The following is an 18,800-nucleotide window of genomic DNA, read 5'->3' as shown; positions in this document are numbered from 1 at the left end:
ACTTGACTACCAGAACATGTTGTAGGATGTAGGGCCGCCGATGGGTAAAAGCAACTCAGCCATGTCACCCATTTGACGCAATACAACTTTGGCTTTTTTGTCAACCCTGACATAATACCTGTCATCAACCTGATAGAGTCCATCTTCGATTTTTCTGATCTTTTTACCGTCGGCCATCACTGAGTAAAGGCTGCCAGTGACGGGGCTGTCGACAAGAAAGCGCCTGGTAATACCACTATTATCAGCAACCAGATGGTCCGTTACCACCGTGGAGCCAATCGCATATCTAAATCCGGGAAAACCTTGTGAGTCAATCTTATAGCCAAGGAAATGAACATTGGAGGAGTCGGGCCATGCAGATTTTTCATTTTCCAAAATTGCAATGCTGCTTCTGCCGGATACCGGTACTGTCAGGCCAGCCGGGAAGAGTAACTGAGGTTCACCTCGTTCGTACCACATATCTGTTACATTAGCGAATTTTCCACGCCAGGCTTGTAGAAGTGCGCCCCGGTTCAGATCCATGGTGTAATTCCATCCCGATGGGCTTCCCACAGAAATGCAATGTGTACGCTTGTATTTTTCACCTTCCAGCAGCACGAATGAGCGTACCATTTCAGGGCCTGCTTCGGGCGTCACGCTGATATAGGGTTTAGGTTCAGGTTCTGGCAAAGAGGAAAGGAGGTGGAGGTCGTAGGGGCGTACACCCGATTTTTCTGCCCGAAGCCCCAGTGCAGGCTGGCGCCAGGGATAGCGTGCGTAATATAGTTTCAGCTTGTGTGTGCCGGGAGTAAGCGTGATGGCCGCAGAGTGGGTTTGCTGAGATATGCTTTCGCCGGGATTTAGCACACTCTTTCCGTCGATGTCGAGTGACATTGCAGGCCCCGAATAAATACTTGTAAAGATGTACTCTCCACCTTCCTTGGCCTCAATGTTACCTTCATACACCAGATGAAATTCTCTCAATCCTTTGGTTACTTCCTGTGTGAGGCCGTCCGACTTACCCTCATGGGCAAGTTGTGTGTATTGTTTACTGTCCCATTTATCTCCGAAAACCTTATAGGTAAGATTAGACAAATGCAAAGGATTGCCCACAGCCAGTTGCTGGTATCCGATATTTTTGAAGGCTATTGTACCCTTTGTTACCTCTAGTAGGATGGGTTCAGGCTGTCCGGCGGGTTTGGTCAATGGCAGATATACTGTTTCTAAGACAGTCACTCCATTCAGGATTAACGAATTTAGTCGGGCCGAGTTGGGCAATTTGCTAACAGATGCATCATAGGATAGTTCGATAGTCTGCCAAAGCCCTGGGGCCTTCGCGGCGTTTTGCGTGGGGAACTGCCCGGCGTATCCGCAAGTCAAGGAATTGGTTAGGCTTTGCCGGTAGCTATCGGATAAGCGGACTTTCTGCCCGCCAGGAAGAATAATATTACCTTCGGCACCCGGCGAAACCATAAATTCGGTAAATAGGCGAAGATCCTTCGCCTTGACCTTGCTAGTCAGAACGTTTCCTGGGGTTCCAATGAGTATACCCGTGCCCTGTTTGATCCTGGGTTTCCCCGGATCCGTTGGATGAATAGCAACATCGCCTTGAATGGTCCACTGTTTGCCACCGCCTTCAAACGCGGTCAGGTCGGTTAAGGGCAACGTGGTGTAATTCCCGTTTTGACCGAAAACCATCAGTGGGAAGGTTGCCAGAATAAAAGAGACTTTCAGAATTAAAGAATTCATCAGGATTTATTAAGTGTAATGTTTACAACTATAAAAAAGAATTTAGCCTAATCTACTATCATAGAAACAATTATTATAAAATGTTGCCGGTAATAGCGAATGTGTACTGGCTGTCAGGTCTCTGTTTTGGCAAGGTATACAGACAAATAAAAACCTTAAAGGAAAACCGGTATGGCGATCACTTTAAGGTTTATTCGATAAGCGTGATACTTCTAATGGGCTTCCAGCCAGTTGGCACCAACGCCAATGCCTGTTTCCATTTTCACAGGAAGGGGAATCGCCATGCGCATTAATTCATCAACTTTTTCTCTCAGGAGCGAGATCTCATCCCGATGAGCGTCAAACACGAGTTCATCATGAACCTGAAGGATCATACGGGATTTTAACTTTTCATTTTTAATAAAATCGTGAATGTTGATCATCGCAACCTTGATCATATCTGCGGCCGAACCTTGAATTGGCGCATTGATTGCGTTTCGTTCCGCATAACCCCGGTTGGTTTGGTTTCGTGAGTTAATATCCGGTACATATCGACGCCTTCCGAGAATTGTTTCCACATACTCTTTCTCCCGGGCGTCATTAATCACCCGATCCATGTAGGCTTTTACAGCTGGAAATTCTTCAAAATAGGCCTGAATAATTCCGGCTGCCTCACTCCGGGGTATAGAAAGGCGTTGGCTCAGTCCGAATGGGGAAATGCCATAAATAATACCAAAGTTCACCATTTTGGACTTACGTCTCATATCGGAAGTAACTTCTTCCAGAGGCACCTTAAAGACCTTACTGGCCGTAGTTGCATGAATATCGCGGCCTTGATTGAATGCCTCGATCATACTGGCATCTTCACTAAATGCGGCCATAATACGGAGTTCAATTTGAGAATAATCCGCGGATAGAATTTGATAATCTTCGTCTGCCGGCACAAACGCCTTACGGATCTCACGTCCCCGGGGCGTTCGGATGGGTATATTCTGAAGATTGGGGTTGGTGGAACTCAGCCTGCCTGTGGCTGCAACTGCCTGATTATAAGAAGTGTGTATGCGGCCCGTTCGGGGGCTTACAAGTAGGGGTAATGCGTCCACATAGGTGGATTTTAATTTTTGTAATTCTCTGTAATCTAATATTTTACGTGCAATTTCATGCTCATTCTCCAATTCAGACAGGATTTCCTCGCCGGTTGCATATTGCCCGGTTTTGGTTTTTTTTGGCTTGCTGATCAGCTGCATTTTATCGAATAGAATCTCGCCAAGTTGTTTGGGAGAACCAATGTTGAATGCCGTGCCTGCAATTGTAAATATTTCCGATTCCGTTTTGCGCAGGTCACTTTCCAGCACCGCCGACATTTCTGCCAATGCGGCGGAGTCGATACGCACCCCGGCACTTTCCATCGATGCGAGCACTTTCAATAGGGGCATTTCTACCTTTTCAAAGAGGACTTGTGCGTTAACGAGCGGTAATCTTTCTTTGAATATAGTATTGAGCTGAAACGTAATATCTGCATCCTCACCTGCGTATTGGGTGATTTCGGGAATGGCCACATCCCGCATATTTCCTTGCTTTATGCCTTTTTTTCCAATTAAACTGGTAATGGATACCGGAGCATAATTTAAAAAAGACTCCGAAAGGATATCCATGCCATGGCGTTTGTCAGGCTCCAGAAGGTAGTGAGCCAGCATGGTATCACTGAGTTTGCCCCGAACTTCAATAGCATAATTCTGGAGTACTAGGAGGTCGTATTTTATGTTCTGACCAATTTTTTCAATGGATTCATTCTCAAAAACCGCCCTGAAATGTTCAACAATCTCCTGTGCTGCGATCTTGTCCGCAGGTACGGGGATGTAGAATGCTTCACCAGCCATGTAGGAAAACGACAGGCCCACCAGTTCTGCATCAATGGTATCGAGGGAGGTGGTTTCTGTATCAAAACAAAACGCATCCTGCAAGCTCAGATAATAAGCCAGGCTTTTCATCAATTCTGGCGTATCCACCGTGTGATACCTGTGGGGTGTGTCAGAGATGGACCGTTTGGGACGTGGAGAAACATCCTGTTCCGTGCCATCCACGTCCGACATTGCTTCACTGATTTCGGCTGGTTGTTTACCAATTTCTTCGTTGGGATTGCCAAACAAATCCAGCTGGCCTTTTTTTTCAGCAGCTTTGATCTTCGGAGTGCCGGGGTTAAATGTCGTTGGTTGTGCAACACCCAATACGCGCTGACGAAGTGTCTTGAACTCCAGTTCATCAAAAAGACTGATGATCTTATCCGTATCCGGGGCACAGACTGTGAGGTCTTCGGCATCAAATGGTACCGGAACTTTGATGTCGATTGTAGCCAGATGTTTGCTCAGAATAGCCTTGTCACCGTGTTCTCTTATTTTTTCTCCCAGCTTACCCTTTATCTCGTCAGCATGGGCCAGAAGATTCTCAATCGTATCGTATTCGGCAATTAATTTTTGAGCGGTTTTTTCTCCAACGCCTGGGATGCCTGGTATGTTATCGACAGCATCTCCCATGAGGCCAAGAATGTCAATGACCTGATCAATTCTTTGTATTTGCCACCGTTCGAGTATTTCCGGTATCCCAAGCTTTTCAGCACCCTTACCCAGAAACGCAGGTTTATACATGTAGACGTGTTCTTCAACAAGCTGCCCATAATCTTTGTCGGGGGTCATCATGAAAACTTCAAAACCTTCTCTGGAGGCTTCTTTTGCAATGGTACCAATGATGTCATCCGCTTCAAATCCGTCAAGCACGAGTATTGGAATACACATGGCCTCCAAGAGCTTTTTTACCAAAGGGATTGCAACAGTGATATCCTCGGGTTGCGCTTCTCGCTGGGCTTTGTAAGCTTCGAACTGAATATGCCTGAAGGTGGGGGCCGATGTGTCAAAAGCGACGCCGATGTGCGTGGGCTTTTCTTTTTGAAGAACTTCCAGCAAGGTATTGGTAAAGCCAAAAACAGCACTCGTATTTAAGCCTTTGGATGTAATTCTGGGGGCCTTTATAAAGGCAAAATGAGCACGGTATATCAACGCCATGGCGTCGAGCAAAAAAAGCTTGTGGATGGGTTTCTCCATTATGTAGAAATATTGATCGAAACTCAAATATAACAGATGTGTGTTGATGAAATGATTAACCCGTTCAAATTTGTATTTTTAGGCTGTCGGGTTGTGATAATCATTTCTAAGCAGGGAGGTAAGTGAAGATAGGACTGATCATTCCGACGTTTTACAGAAATGATAAAATCGGCAGGTTTCGGGTATAACTAAATATTAAATGTAATTAGAGTTTTATATGTACAATTAATATTAAAAGTATATTAATATGTGCCGTTTAAATATTTATATACTTTTAATTACTTTAATATAAATAAAAAAAATATAACTATAAGAATGAATTTTATGTATGTTACAGAATGTACTTATTTACTGAAATAAAAAGAATAATACTTATTGAAAGTATATATTGTTTTGGTTTTTAAGCAATTGTTAATGAATGCTTTAATATAATTTTTTATTCGAATTATTAATCATCTATCCATTATTATTAAGTGAGAAAAGAGTTTCAGTGGCCCAAGGCAATGCCGCCAAGGGCAGAAATTAAGAATTTTGAGACAGGTATGCACGGCGATTTACGCAATGATGAGTATTATTGGATGGCCGATTATTTTACAAAAGGGCCCGATAGCGAAAAAGTTGTTGAATACTTGAAAGCCGAAAACGAATACGCGGACACCCTTTTGGCAGGTACTGATGCATTCCAGGATGCTCTTTTTCATGAAATGAAAGGCCGGGTAAAGGAAAAGGACGAGTCGGTTCCGGTTTTTAGCAATGGATACTGGTACTATACACGAAGTGAAGAGGGGCAGCAATACTTTAAATATTGCCGAAAAAAGGAGACGCTGGGTGCTTCGGAAGAGTTACTTTTGGATGTGGATGCCCTGGCCAAAGATCATCCCTATTATTCGGCCGTGGGCTTCAATGTCAGCCCCGATAATCGGTATTTGGCGTTCGGTGTGGATACGGTTTCCAGGAGGCAGTATTCAATCTTCATCAAAGATTTGGAGACGGGTGTGTTGCTTCCGGACATCATCTTTCCTGCGAGTGGAGAGTCGGTTTGGGGCAATGATAATGAGACACTGTTTTACACCGCCACGAATCCCAAAACCTTACTGAGTGAAAAGATTAAAAGGCATACGGTGGGAACGGCTACGAAAAAGGATGTGGTGGTCTACAGGGAGAAAGATAAAAGTAACTACATCGGAGTTGGCAAGACCAAGTCGGACCAGTTTATCGTGATTGCCTCGTCTGCTACTATGTCCTCTGAGTATTTCATTCTGGATGCTGATCAGCCAAAGGGCAAGTTCAAAGTGTTTCAATCTAGGATGGATAACGTATTATACGAGGTGGAACACCATGAAGACCGGTTCCTGATTGTTACCAACAAGGATGCCTTCAATTTCAGATTGATGCAAACCCCGCTGGATCATACCGGAGTGGAGAACTGGAAGGAGGTTATTGCCGCCCGCGAGGACGTTTTGCTAGAGGGCATCGAAGTATTTAAGGACTTCCTGGTGGTAACCGAAAGGAAAAACGGCTTGATACAGCTTCGTGTAATCAATCCGAAGGATGAGGGGGAGTATTATGTTGATTTTGGAGAACCAGCCTATGCGGCTTACACGGCGTCCAATCCCGAATATTCCAGTACGCTGTTACGATACATTTATACCTCGTTGACAACGCCGAATTCGGTGTATGATTTCGACATGACAACCCGGACAAGGGAGCTTAAAAAGCGACAGGAAGTGGTAGGGGGATATAATCCTGACGATTACACCACCGAGCGTCATTATGCGGTTTCGCACGACGGGGTAGAGGTACCCATTTCCCTGGTTTACAAAAGAAGCACACCAAGGGACGGAAATTCACCTCTGCTTTTATATGCTTACGGGTCGTATGGACACAGTATTGATGCCGGGTTCAGCAGTTCAAAGCTGAGCCTTCTTGACCGGGGATTTATTTACGCCATTGCCCATGTCAGGGGGGGGCAGGAGATGGGGAGGCATTGGTATGAAGACGGAAAACTATTCAAAAAGAAAAATACGTTTCACGATTTTATAGCGTGTGCGGAATACCTCATAGCAAGTAACTATACGTCGAAGTCACATTTGTATGCCGAAGGAGGTAGTGCGGGCGGCCTGTTGATGGGGGCTATTACCAATATGCGTCCGGATCTTTGGCATGGTGTCATTGCCGAAGTACCGTTTGTCGATGTGGTAACTACAATGCTCGATGAGAGCATTCCGCTTACGACCAATGAGTTTGATGAGTGGGGTAACCCGAAAAATAAGGACGCCTACGATTACATGAAGTCTTATTCGCCCTATGATAATGTAATGCGGATGGATTACCCCAACATGTTGGTGATGACCGGATTGCATGATAGTCAGGTTCAGTATTTTGAGCCTGCTAAATGGGTGGCGCGGTTAAGAACCCACAAGACAGATAACAACCTTCTTATCTTAAAAACAAATATGGAGGCTGGCCATGGCGGCGCGTCGGGACGGTTTGAATATCTTAAGGAGATCGCGTTGCAATACACTTTTTTACTTTCGCTGGAGGGTATTGTTGCATAAGAGTTACCTCCCTTAGTAGATGTAATAAATATAACGGGCAAACTATGGAAAGGCTGTCTTTCCGTAGTTTGCCCGTATTTTTTTGCCTTCAATCGTTTGGGAAAATAGTCCAGTTTGATGAATTACAACTTGGCAAATGAACCCTCTATATCCGCAATAATATCATCGATATGCTCTATTCCCAGCGAAATTCGAAGTTGGGTAGGCATTACACCAGCCTTGGCCTGCTCTTCATCCGAAAGCTGCGAATGCGTGGTGGAGGCAGGATGAATGATCAGTGTTTTAGCATCACCAACGTTGGCAAGATTACTGATGAGCTCCAGGTTGTCAACAAAACTTTCGGCAGTCTTTTTGTCACCTTTCAGGGCAAAAGATAGTACGCCGCCAAAACCCCTCACCAGATATTTCTTGGCAAGTTCATGATACTTGTTGCCGGATAAACCAATGTAATTTACACTTTCAACTTTTGGGTGTTGCTTCAGCCAGTTGGCCAGTTTAAGTGCGTTTTCTGCAATCCTTTCTACGCGAAGCGTAAGCGTTTCAACACCCTGAAGGAACAGAAACGAATTAAAAGGTGACAGCGCGGGTCCCCAGTCACGCAGCCCTTCTACACGGGCACGAATGATAAACTGAATATTTCCAAACGGTCCACCTATCCCAAATACGTCATTGAATACGAGTCCGTGGTAACTGGGTGAAGGTTCGGTAAATTGAGGGAACTTTCCGTTGCCCCAGTTGTAAGTGCCGGCATCTACTATTACACCACCGATTGAGGTACCATGCCCACCTATCCATTTTGTTGCAGACTGAACTACAACATGTGCACCATGCTTAATGGGTTGGCAAATAGCTCCTGCTGCTCCAAAAGTGTTATCTACGATCAAGGGAAGATCGTGCTTATTGGCCAGCGCTGCGAATGCCTCAAAGTCAGGCACACTGTAGCTTGGATTTCCAATGGTTTCCAGGTAGATAAACTTCGTTTTTTCATCGATAAGTTTCTCGAAACTTGAAACATCATCCCCATCTGCAAAACGTGCTTCAACCCCTATATTTTTAAAAGAATTTTTAAACTGATTGTAAGAACCTCCGTACAGAAACGAAGTGGTCACAAAATTGTCTCCAACGGTAGTGATATTGTTGATAGCAACAAATTGCGCCGAGTGGCCCGAAGCAGTGGCTAAAGCCGCTACACCGCCTTCAAGAGCCGCGATCCGCTTTTCGAACACATCAGTAGTCGGATTCATAATCCGGGTATAGATGTTCCCAAATTCCTTGAGAGCGAAGAGGTTTGCCGCATGCTCAGCGTTATTGAACACGTAAGAGGTGGTCTGATAAAGTGGAACAGCTCTGGAGTTGGTAACAGGATCTGGTTGCTGGCCTGCGTGCAATTGTAAGGTTTCAAATTTCATCTGGATATTATGTTAAACGTTAAAATTCAAATGTAAAATAAACTATCAAGAATATCGAGTTTGTAGGCTATTATTCTTATTTCAATATATTACTTTATCAATACGCACTATGAATTTGTTATTTTATGCAAGTTAATTCATAATTGTGAAAAGGTTTGTGGCTATTTTTTGTAATTGCCCGATTGTTTTTTCGTCGATCAGTTCACCCTCTGAATTTAGCTTTGCTTTGATATTTGGAATGGACAGGGATAAGTGTTCTGCTTGTCTGGTACCCAGCGCGGTTAGCGTGAGCAGCAGGGAAGCGAGGGCTTTGTCGGCGCCGGAATTTAACGGTGAGGCGCTGATGGCTACTACCCGCTTTTCATTAAACTCACCGCTCGAAACAGTCCAGTCTAAAGCATTCTTCAGCACACCGGGAACACCGAAGGCATACTCTGGCGTACAGATGATGACTACGTCGGATGCTGAAAGCAACTGCTTAAATAACAAGACTGCTTCTGTTTCTACCTTACCCGGATCGAAGTGTGGAAGGGTATCTAAGCCGGAAAATAGATGACAGGCTGTGTTGCAGGGTAAAAGCTTAAAAAATGATTTGATGACGTTTGTGTTGGTGGAGTTGCTCCTTAAACTTCCAGATATTCCTAAAACTTTTACGGTATTACTCATAAATTCAAAATAACCGGGAGAAATTAGTTAATCAAAAATTGCATATAACTTACTGGTATTCAAATGTATGTATGTTTTTTTTATTTGTTTAATGGTGTTATGAATGGCTTAAATCTCTTGAAAGGGAGGTGGATGCACAAATAAGCTAAGGATTTTGCCTCCTTTTCGGTTAGTAGTGAGCCTGGTTTAGGGATTTGGCACGTGCATATCTTGTATTTTGGTTCCGATGTCGGCAACAAGCTCAACAATTTTGTCGCGTAAAATCTGCGGTTTGATGATGGAGGCGTCGGGGGCAATCATCAGATACCACCGGGCAAAGCTTTCCAGGTAGGCACTCAGAAAAGTCATGATGATGTATTCGTCATCGTCTTTTTCGGATAAAAAGCCATAGAAATACCTTTGTTCTTGAATGTATACCGCCACTTTCTTGTGAACTCTTATTTCTATTAGGGTGAGGTTGCTATCGCCGTGGACTTGTTTTTCAAGAAAGTCCTTCAGCGGTGCGTGGTGCAAATTAAAAGAATGCTCGGTGATGTCGATCTGTTGAATTCGATCCGACCTGAAGTTGCGGTACCCCGCTCTCAGGTGGCAATAGGCGATTGAATACCAGTTGTTGTTTTCATAATAAATCCCGACCGGCTCTATGAGTCTGTCACTGGCATCAGCGGAATTTACACCTTTGTATTTGATGGAAACGGCCTTTCTTTCTGAAATTCCTCTTAAAAGTATGTCCAATGCATTGTCCGGGCCCTTGGAGTAGGGACGGGCCATCCGACGGACTTCTATGTGGTTTTCCAGATTTTCCACCATGGTTTTTTCGGAGGATTTTAGCACGGCTTTTATTTTGTACATAGCCGACTGGTAGTGCGACTGCATGGAGAAATCAGAGAATTTTTCCATCAGTTTCTCCGCCGTGATGAAGGATCGGGCTTCGTCTTTTGTGAACATGACTGGTGGCAGCCTATAGCCATCCATAATCGAATAACCAACGCCTGCTTCCCCAATAATGGGAACCCCTGCTTCGGCCAGCGAGTTTATATCACGGTAAACGGTGCGTAAACTAATCTCAAATCGTTCTGCTAAATCCTGTGCGCGGACAATTTTTCGGGATTGAAGTTGAATTAAAATGGCCGTAATACGGTCAAAACGATTCATATTGATTCAAATTTCGGTTGAATGCAAATATACACCGTATAGAAGTTTTAATGCTTATTAAGGGAAGATGCTTGTTGGTCGGTAAGTAGTGAGGCTATGTAATAACGTTACGGAGCCAGTCAATCGGCTCTGCGCCATACAGTCGTTCTTCCAAATAAAGAAATGCCCACATAGGATCTTATTTCAAGCTTTTCTTGCCTCATTTTCATGAAACTACTATAGGTTTTTCCGCTTCTTGGATCGTATAGCTCGCCGTTGAGCCATTCACCAGCCTCGTAGTCAAAGTGGCTTAGTATAACGGCATTGAACAAAGTTCTGCTCTTTGCTTTGTCGTCCGGGTTTTTTTCGTCCCTGCGCAAAGTGTTTCCATCCTTTTCAAACAGTGATTTGGATAAAATTAATTTACCGTAATACTTATTGTCACTTTTGAATATCTCAATCTGTTCATTTTTCTCCTCGTTCATCCATACACCAATTATGTTGTCACCGGGTACCTCCTGGATTTGAAACTGAACTGATGAGAAGTGGATGAGTAGACTAAATAACAAATTACAAAGCATGTAGTGAAGTGTCAGCAATTTTCGAGGCAATTTTTATGCAATATAGTTATATAGAATGTGTTTTCTTAAAATAATTAAATTTTACGTTCTACGAGTTGGAGTAATGTGGAAGTCAGCTTGAAGGTTGTAACAGGATTCCTAGGACAAAATTTATGATGCTGAATCAAATATTTTTTTTCGTCCATTGCCATTAACCAGGTAAGGCAATTATGGATTTACTCACCAAACATGTCGGGAACATTTCTCCTGGATATTGCACCTGTTGTAGTGCTGATCACGCTATATATTTGATGTTAAAAAATATAACACTGTTAGGTCGTTATATTTTATTTTGTTTCTTATTTTTAAATTGCTTATAATTAATTATTTATGGCTTGATTGACCTTCTTATGAAACTTAGCTATTTTAAAGGATTGTGGGAGTTGCGATTTCTAACAAGAGAATCTAACATCGTTAAGTATAATATTTTCAAGATGGTATTGTTAAGCGCTCTCTTAGTTTTTGAAAATGTGACGCGTCATCGTGCTGTGCGGCGGCAAACTTATCGCCTCAAATGGGTTTCATTGAATATTTTTGAGAACTGACTTTGGCTGATAATCCTCTAAAAGAAATGTCTTTTCGATTTGGGTCGCAATCCTACGGGTTTAAATAGAATGTGAGGAAATTTGAAAAGTACAATTCCGATTGTACGGTGATTGCTTGAATTTTTGTTGGTGACGGTTAACGCGGTGCATGTGCTTCCCAGGAACCAAACGAAACGGGGAAATTTCTTAAAGTTTAGCGTAATTTTGGTATCGAAAATTATCAATCAACCTTTTAGAGATACGAATTGAAACTACACAGGGGCTTAGCCGAAGCGGTTATTCTGGCATTGGAGGATATATTTATTAAGAATCGTCAGGCAGATAAGGTTGTTGAAAAGGTTCTGAAATCAAATAAAAAATGGGGAGCCCGTGATAGGGCATTTATTGCCTCCAACACCTATGAAATGGTACGCTGGTGGAGAATGATCTTATACTGCGATGGGTTCGACGTGATTGGGAATCACTATAACATGTGGCGTCTCTTTGGCGTATGGCAAGTACTTAAACCAATTCATTTTAAGCTGGATACCGCATCTGAGCTACCGGGGTGGAGTGAGTTGGCTGACATCGACGTTACATTTGTCTCGGATAAATATACTGAAGCCATGGGTATTCGGAAAATAGCCCAATCTGTTCCCGACTGGCTTGATGAAACAGGTTTAAAGGAACTTGGGTCTGTTTGGGATCGGGAAATCGCTGCAATGAATCAGGAAGCTCCTTTGGTGCTCAGAGTGAATACGTTAAAGACCACAGTAATTGATGTCAGGAAGATTTTTGGTGTTGAGGAAACCGAATTGGTTGACAATGTCCCGGATGCAGTCATGTTGAAGAAGCGCCAGAATGTATCGTTGCGGGATAGCTTCAAGATGGGCTATTTTGAAGTACAGGACGCAGGTTCTCAGTTGATTGCTCCATTTTTAGATCTCAGACCCGGGCTTTCTGTGATAGATGCTTGTGCAGGGGCAGGAGGCAAGTCGCTTCATATCGCATCATTAATGGAAAATCAAGGATCCGTTTTGGCACTTGATGTGGAATCCAGGAAACTTGAAGAATTGGAATTCCGGGCAAAGAGAAATGGAACGGATATCTTGCGCACCAGGTGGATTAGTTCGGATAAAACGATTAAAGAACTTACGGAAAGTGCCGACAGGCTATTGCTGGATGTTCCTTGCTCAGGTTTAGGCGTCCTGCGTCGCAATCCCGATACCAAATGGAAGCTAAAACCCAAATTTCTTGAATCTATTCGTATGGTTCAGTGGGATATACTTTCAAAATACTGTGAGATGGTTAAGGTGGGTGGGAAGATGGTTTACGCGACCTGCAGTATACTTCCCTCGGAGTCAGAAGATCAGGTGAAACGATTCATTGACGCGTATGGGGCGGAATGGAAGTTGATTAAGGAGCACCGTACTGCGCCTTATATGGATGGATTCGATGGTTTTTACATGGCACTTATGGAGAAATATTAATGTTTCTGGGTACAGTCCTCTCCGATTCAATTTATACTTTTGTCTTATTATTAATTTGATAATCAGTACTTTAAATAGATGAATTACGCATTAATTGGGCAACAAACAAGTATCTCTGAAAAACAGGTACGCAGTACCATACAATTGTTTGAGGAGGGCGCTACTTTACCATTTATTTCAAGATACCGGAAGGAGGCCACTGGTGGTCTGGATGAAGTGCAGATTGGAGCTATAAAAGATGCCTGGCAGAAGCAACAGGAAGTGGAGAAGCGGAGGGATGTAATTTTAAAGAATATAGAGGAACAGGGAAAGCTCACTCCTGAGCTTCGGAAGAGAATCGAAAATTTGTATTCGCTTGTGGATCTGGAAGATGTGTATTTGCCTTATAAGCAAAAAAGAAAAACACGCGCCTCGCAGGCCATCGAAAAGGGTCTGGAGCCGCTGGCTGAGCTAATATTCTCGGGAAATGAGAAGGATCCGGAAAGTAGGGCAAGCGCGTACCTGACAGACGAGGTTGCCACAATTGCAGACGCTTTACAAGGTGCCAGGGATATCATGGCAGAGTGGGTGAGCGAGAATCTGGATGCAAGAGCAAAAATCAGGTTAGCGTTTCGGCGTGGTGCCGTGGTTTCTTCCAAGGTAAAAAAGAAAAAGGAGGATGAGGGAGCAAAATACAGGGATTACTTTGCGTTTTCTGAGCCGTTGGCGCGAATTCCCTCACATAGGCTTTTGGCCATTCGAAGGGCGGAAGAGGAGGGGATACTGAGTGTCGATATTTCTCCGGACGAGGAAGAGGCATTGAACGTTTTGGATCGTCTGTTTCTTAAAGGATCAGAAGCGGCCCAGGATCAGATCCAGGCTGCCATAACAGATGGTTACAAGCGGTTGTTAAAGCCGGCCATTGAGACCGAATTTAAGAATTTGAGCAAAGAAAAGGCGGATATATCAGCCATTCAGGTATTTTCTGACAATCTAAGACAGCTTTTGCTTGCATCGCCCTTAGGCCAGAAAATGGTGCTGGCCATTGACCCGGGCTATCGTACGGGTTGTAAGGTGGTGGTGCTGGATGGTCAGGGGAGTCTGTTACAGGACAAGGTGATTTATCCCTTCGATAAACCCGTGGAAGCGGAGGCGGTGGTGATCCAGCTTGTGAAACAATGGAAGGTAAAGGCCATAGCAATAGGTAACGGAACAGCAGGACGCGAAACTGAGGATTTTCTGAAAAAGATCCTGGCTCAATCTGGTTTGGCGGAAGACATAGGTCTATTCATGGTCAGTGAACAGGGTGCATCCATTTATTCTGCTTCCGATGTGGCTCGGGAGGAATTTCCGGATAAAGATCTGACCATTCGCGGATCCGTGTCTATTGGCCGACGTCTGATGGATCCGTTGGCTGAACTTGTTAAAATAGACCCGAAGTCAATTGGTGTGGGGCAATATCAGCACGATGTGGATCAAACCGCATTGCGAAATGCTTTGGATGTAGTCGTAGAAAGCTGCGTAAATTCCGTAGGCGTAAATCTCAACACGGCGAGTAAGCATTTATTGCGTTATGTTTCTGGCCTGGGACCCTCTCTGGCGCAGAATATTGTAGATTTTCGCTCCAAGAATGGAAATTTTAAAACACGCCAGCAATTGTTAAAAGTACCCAGGCTTGGAGCCAAAGCATTTGAGCAGGCGGCAGGTTTTTTGCGGATTGAAAATGGATCTAATCCGTTGGATAACAGTGCTGTGCACCCCGAAAGATATGAATTGGTGGAGAAAATGGCCAAAGATGTAGGTGCTACCGTGAAAGAATTGGTCCAAACGGCGGAAATTAGAAAGGGAATTGTTCCTCAAAATTACGTTACTGAATCCGTTGGCCTGCCCACACTGAAAGACATACTCCAGGAACTTGAAAAGCCGTCTCGTGATCCGCGTGAGACCGTGAAGAGATTCGAGTTTGACAGTTCAGTAAGAAAACCGGAAGATCTGAAATTGGGAATGATATTACCTGGAATTGTTACCAATATTACCGCCTTTGGTGCTTTTGTAGATATTGGGGTAAAACAGGATGGCTTGGTTCACGTTTCCCAAATGGCTGACAAATTTGTAAAAGATCCGAATGAGGTGGTTAAATTACAGCAGATTGTATCTGTGAAGGTAACCGAGGTGGATCTTGGCAGGAAGAGAATTGCATTGAGCATGAAGGTCTAGGGTACACGGCTTTGGGGGCGCAATATGGATGAGACAATAGGCAACATTTTTATACATTTTTGTACAGATCAATAACCATTATGAGGGAATTATATTTTAGTCAGGAGTTGCCCATATCGCTTGAGGAGGCCTGGGAGTTTTTTTCAAATCCCGCTAACCTTGGCCAAATAACGCCACCACACATGCAATTTGTGGTTACTTCATTGTATCATGGAGAGAAAATGTACGCTGGACAGGTCATAAGATACATTGTAAGGCCAGTTTTACAGATTCCCCTTAAATGGTGTACCGAAATCACACATGTGGCAGATAAGCGTTATTTTATAGATGAACAGCGATTTGGCCCCTATGCCTTCTGGCACCATCAGCACCATTTTAAGGAAGTGGGTGGCGGAGTAATGATGGAAGATATTCTGAATTACAAGATGCCATTCGGTTTCCTGGGAAATATTGTAGATGCTTTGTTTGTGAAAAATGAAGTGATGGGCATCTTTGAGTATCGAAAAAAAGTTTTAAATGAGCGTTTCGGAGTCATTGATCCTACTCTTAAATCTATCTAAAATGCATACTGCACGCGCCCGGTGAATACATCGTCGTTTGGATCTCGTTCAAAGCCAGTCAGGCCTGATTTTTCGTTTTTAACACGATTATAATACAATATAAATTTCAAATTCGGATTGGCATAATAGACATATCCTGCCCCGAGAGAATTGAACCGAAGGTCCGCTTTGGTAAATCCGTCATCGGGTACCAAAGCAGTGCCAGCGACTTTTTTGTTAGGGTCGTACCAGTCGTATTTTACAACCAACTGGTGTTTTTCACTTCCAAGATGTTGCAGGAAATAAAAGTAAGCACCGTCGAAGCGCCTGATGTAGAGCGGGTCATTTTTCCCATTGGTTACAGGGTATACTCCAGGCGATTCTGAGGTTAGTAATGTGGCTGTTTGTGTTCCAAACATGTACTCTGCCCGGAACTCCGTGGCTCCACGCTGGTTGGGGATGATCAGCTGCATATCGGCCCCCGCATAGTTTCGTGGGGCAAGTTTGTGCTGGTTCCGTAGCGATGAATCTCTTTGCATGATGTATTTTCCGGCAACCTGTGTGGCTCTGTATAATACTTGAGACTGGCTCGTCATGCCGCCCAGGTAGCCCGAAACTCCAGCGGTTAATGTAGGACCTTTCGATCCTTTCATTTTGGTTGGAAGAAGGCTTATTCGTGCAATAAGATCTTTTTGGCCGTCGAAATCGGTTGGTCCTGACAATCCCTGACCATTAAATAGACCAATGTCAACTTTAATTTTTCCAAAGCGGCTATTTTTCCGCCGGTCATTTAGCGTTAACATGACGCCAATATCCCTTTCCGTTTTCATTAAGATCTGTGACATGCGGCCGCGTTCCGGACTTTCTCTGGTCGCAGAAGAAAGATTTACCTCATAGCCAAATGGCCTTGCAAATAAGCCGGTTGTTACAGACAACAACTTGAATTTATTCTCGTAAAAGCGTCCAAAAAAGTCTCTGGTGAAAAAGCCCCGTTCCGTTCCGTCGAATTGAAAAACGAAATAGGTGGACGGGTCTCCATTTTTAGTGAGGTGGGTATAATCGACGCGCAGACGACCCCGACGGAGCATAAACCTGCTATTGGAATAGAGTGAGAAATTCCCGCCGTCGAAGGTCTCTGCGCCGTTTGTGGTGGTTAATTGAAACTGTGGTTGAATGTATCCGCTGATGCGAACGCGATTGTATTTTTCATAGATGGAGAGCAATCCCTTTCCGACCTGATTGGTGGTGTCCACCATATCCATCAAAAAACGCTGCGCGTAGGCGCTTCCTGACCACAGCAAAAGAGACATTAGAAAGAGGATGATTGCTTTTTTCTTCATTCGGGTAAATCCTGTATTTTGATAATTCCGCAAATATGCGACCTTATCTTAGTCCAACAGCCTCCGCTCCAAAGAAAAATTGCAGATCATTTAAAATCAGTTCATTGTGTCCTACATTTCTAATTAATATCCATACCAGCTACCCTATAACACACCAGGCCCGTGCTCTCACTTGCATTGTTTTGAGATTAACTGGAATGGGATCCTCCTTTGTTTTGCTCCACAACCATTTTTAATCGGCTTCCAACTTGCATCCAATATTCCTCGGCCTGTACCACCAGGGCATCTGTGGGCAAATTGTCCTGCGTGATTACCAGAATCGTGTTGTCATTAAACGGAGCCAGGTGATAGCTTACATGAGAATAGTTATCTTCGAAATCTTCGGTTCCGGAAAGGGAACTCCATAGACTGTAGCTTAGGATTCTTAGCGGGTTGATCTCCAAGATAACTCCTTTATCAGTATAATGAAGACCGTTCCATTCGCCATGGAAAAGAATCGGACTGCCAATGTCCCAGCTGGACAGTGCTTCTTTCAGCAAATAGTGGTGTATTTTTGCTGGATTTGTAAGTGCGTCCCATACCTCTACATCAGTTGCATGGATGGAAATCGACGTGGTGGCGATTAGTTCTCGGTTCATTGCAAGTGGGAATTTGGTGATGTCATTGCACTAAGAAAATCATGCCATGTGATGTCGAATGAATAATGAGGGCACATTTGCCCTCATCGCCCACTGTTATCTGGCACAGAATATACATGATGCTCTTGAGATTCGTGGGCTCTGGGATTTAATTTATAAGTTCAATATGCTGATAAACAGGCGATTTGTGAATTATACTTATATTACTTTTTATAATAATGTTTAATACTATATGTTCTTTAAATATCAAAAAGATTTAACATATAATAAGTACAATACATTATATATTATTATAAGTTATAAATGTATATGGCACATATATAGTAAATTATTTTATATTAGTAAGAAATGTATTTAGAGTTTTAAAAGATAATAAGTAATTAATAAGTTTGATTAGTATATTACTTTTAATATAAAATAAATGTATGATTAGCTTCTATACATTTGCCAGGCTAGTGAAAATTTTGGTTAGTGTGCTGTGTTAGCGTTCAAAGCAGCCCACCTTTAGTTGAGGGTGATTTGTCAGGATTCCTTGGTGAGCGAGCCTATCTATATCGCTTATTTGATTTTCATGTAGGGCCACGATGGTGATTCTAGTCACCGGCGGATAGCATCTGTATGTATCCTCCAAAGTTCGCCACCTGCCGAATCAAATGTTGTTTGTGTTCGATTGATGTGTCAGGGTTCATTGGTTTTAAATATGAATTAATCCGGGAGTAGAACAAGACAAAGTCTTGTTAACCGGTGCATTTTTTTATTATACAAATTGTATTATTCTTATATTTGGCCTCCGATAACTATGTTGCCTGCTTGTTTCAAACGAAAGTGGGATGTGTGCTGTGATAATCGGTCGTTTTCGACGATGAGGTTATTTTCGTTAG

At 43.4% G+C, this 18,800-nt stretch carries 12 protein-coding genes; 4 read left to right on the top strand and 8 right to left on the bottom strand.

The window, feature by feature from the left end; genetic code table 11:
- Positions 1-6 precede the first annotated feature (6 nt).
- On the bottom strand, positions 7-1,728 hold the full coding sequence (locus tag DYADSP32_RS04295) for a family 16 glycoside hydrolase (RefSeq protein WP_149243880.1): 1,722 nt from the start codon (positions 1,726-1,728) through the stop codon (positions 7-9).
- 212 nt (positions 1,729-1,940) lie between these two features.
- On the bottom strand, positions 1,941-4,805 hold the full coding sequence (gene polA / locus DYADSP32_RS04290; RefSeq protein ID WP_149243881.1) for a DNA polymerase I: 2,865 nt from the start codon (positions 4,803-4,805) through the stop codon (positions 1,941-1,943).
- Positions 4,806-5,278: 473 nt separating this feature from the next.
- On the opposite strand from polA, the gene DYADSP32_RS04285 reads away from it, so the two are divergent.
- Positions 5,279-7,363 carry a S9 family peptidase gene (locus DYADSP32_RS04285; RefSeq protein ID WP_414617510.1) on the top strand — a complete coding sequence of 695 codons (2,085 nt, stop codon included), beginning with the start codon at positions 5,279-5,281 and terminating at the stop codon, positions 7,361-7,363.
- 122 nt (positions 7,364-7,485) lie between these two features.
- On the opposite strand, the gene DYADSP32_RS04280 is transcribed toward DYADSP32_RS04285, so the two are convergent.
- The 4 genes from DYADSP32_RS04280 to DYADSP32_RS04265 form a co-directional block, all read right to left on the bottom strand.
- Complete coding sequence (locus tag DYADSP32_RS04280; protein ID WP_149243882.1) at positions 7,486-8,772, bottom strand: O-acetylhomoserine aminocarboxypropyltransferase/cysteine synthase; 1,287 nt, start codon at positions 8,770-8,772, stop codon at positions 7,486-7,488.
- Between the two features lie 132 nt (positions 8,773-8,904).
- Complete coding sequence (locus DYADSP32_RS04275) at positions 8,905-9,438, bottom strand: NADPH-dependent FMN reductase (protein ID WP_149243883.1); 534 nt, start codon at positions 9,436-9,438, stop codon at positions 8,905-8,907.
- Positions 9,439-9,624: 186 nt separating this feature from the next.
- Positions 9,625-10,593, bottom strand: a complete 969-nt coding sequence (locus DYADSP32_RS04270; protein ID WP_149243884.1) for a helix-turn-helix transcriptional regulator — start codon at positions 10,591-10,593, stop codon at positions 9,625-9,627.
- Positions 10,594-10,712: 119 nt separating this feature from the next.
- Positions 10,713-11,057: a DUF2147 domain-containing protein gene (locus DYADSP32_RS04265; RefSeq protein ID WP_414617509.1), complete on the bottom strand. Its 345-nt coding sequence runs from the start codon at positions 11,055-11,057 to the stop codon at positions 10,713-10,715.
- Between the two features lie 925 nt (positions 11,058-11,982).
- Between DYADSP32_RS04265 and DYADSP32_RS04260 the strand changes: the two genes are divergently transcribed.
- The 3 genes from DYADSP32_RS04260 to DYADSP32_RS04250 all read left to right on the top strand — a co-directional run bounded on the left by DYADSP32_RS04260 (position 11,983) and on the right by DYADSP32_RS04250 (position 15,962).
- A complete protein-coding gene (locus tag DYADSP32_RS04260) occupies positions 11,983-13,206 on the top strand; it encodes an RsmB/NOP family class I SAM-dependent RNA methyltransferase (protein WP_149243886.1) in 1,224 nt (407 codons plus the stop codon).
- Positions 13,207-13,284: 78 nt separating this feature from the next.
- Positions 13,285-15,402 carry a Tex family protein gene (locus DYADSP32_RS04255; protein ID WP_149243887.1) on the top strand — a complete coding sequence of 706 codons (2,118 nt, stop codon included), beginning with the start codon at positions 13,285-13,287 and terminating at the stop codon, positions 15,400-15,402.
- Positions 15,403-15,482: 80 nt separating this feature from the next.
- Entirely contained in the window at positions 15,483-15,962 is a 480-nt protein-coding gene (locus DYADSP32_RS04250; RefSeq protein WP_149243888.1) for an SRPBCC family protein, read from the top strand.
- On the opposite strand, the gene DYADSP32_RS04245 is transcribed toward DYADSP32_RS04250, so the two are convergent.
- Together DYADSP32_RS04245 and DYADSP32_RS04240 are read right to left on the bottom strand one after the other, a co-directional pair.
- Positions 15,959-17,281, bottom strand: a complete 1,323-nt coding sequence (locus DYADSP32_RS04245; protein WP_414617508.1) for a porin — start codon at positions 17,279-17,281, stop codon at positions 15,959-15,961. The genes DYADSP32_RS04250 and DYADSP32_RS04245 overlap by 4 nt on opposite strands.
- 188 nt (positions 17,282-17,469) lie before the next feature.
- Complete coding sequence (locus DYADSP32_RS04240) at positions 17,470-17,919, bottom strand: SRPBCC domain-containing protein (protein ID WP_149243889.1); 450 nt, start codon at positions 17,917-17,919, stop codon at positions 17,470-17,472.
- Positions 17,920-18,800: the final 881 nt, after the last annotated feature.

This window comes from Dyadobacter sp. 32 (genome assembly GCF_902506755.1).
GTDB lineage: Bacteria > Bacteroidota > Bacteroidia > Cytophagales > Spirosomataceae > Dyadobacter.
The sequence above is the reverse complement of the archived record's forward strand: the minus strand, read 5'-3'. Positions and strand labels throughout refer to the sequence as shown.

What these genes read in the sequence shown, in the direction of transcription:
- DYADSP32_RS04275 (WP_149243883.1), bottom strand. Translation starts at nt 9,438, where the DNA reads ATGAGTAATACCGTAAAAGTTTTAGGAATATCTGGAAGTTTAAGGAGC.
- DYADSP32_RS04240 (WP_149243889.1), bottom strand. Translation starts at nt 17,919, where the DNA reads ATGAACCGAGAACTAATCGCCACCACGTCGATTTCCATCCATGCAACT.
- DYADSP32_RS04265 (WP_414617509.1), bottom strand. Translation starts at nt 11,057, where the DNA reads ATGAACGAGGAGAAAAATGAACAGATTGAGATATTCAAAAGTGACAAT.
- DYADSP32_RS04295 (WP_149243880.1), bottom strand. Translation starts at nt 1,728, where the DNA reads ATGAATTCTTTAATTCTGAAAGTCTCTTTTATTCTGGCAACCTTCCCA.
- DYADSP32_RS04255 (WP_149243887.1), top strand. Translation starts at nt 13,285, where the DNA reads ATGAATTACGCATTAATTGGGCAACAAACAAGTATCTCTGAAAAACAG.
- DYADSP32_RS04245 (WP_414617508.1), bottom strand. Translation starts at nt 17,281, where the DNA reads ATGAAGAAAAAAGCAATCATCCTCTTTCTAATGTCTCTTTTGCTGTGG.
- DYADSP32_RS04270 (WP_149243884.1), bottom strand. Translation starts at nt 10,593, where the DNA reads ATGAATCGTTTTGACCGTATTACGGCCATTTTAATTCAACTTCAATCC.
- DYADSP32_RS04250 (WP_149243888.1), top strand. Translation starts at nt 15,483, where the DNA reads ATGAGGGAATTATATTTTAGTCAGGAGTTGCCCATATCGCTTGAGGAG.
- DYADSP32_RS04280 (WP_149243882.1), bottom strand. Translation starts at nt 8,772, where the DNA reads ATGAAATTTGAAACCTTACAATTGCACGCAGGCCAGCAACCAGATCCT.
- polA (WP_149243881.1), bottom strand. Translation starts at nt 4,805, where the DNA reads ATGGAGAAACCCATCCACAAGCTTTTTTTGCTCGACGCCATGGCGTTG.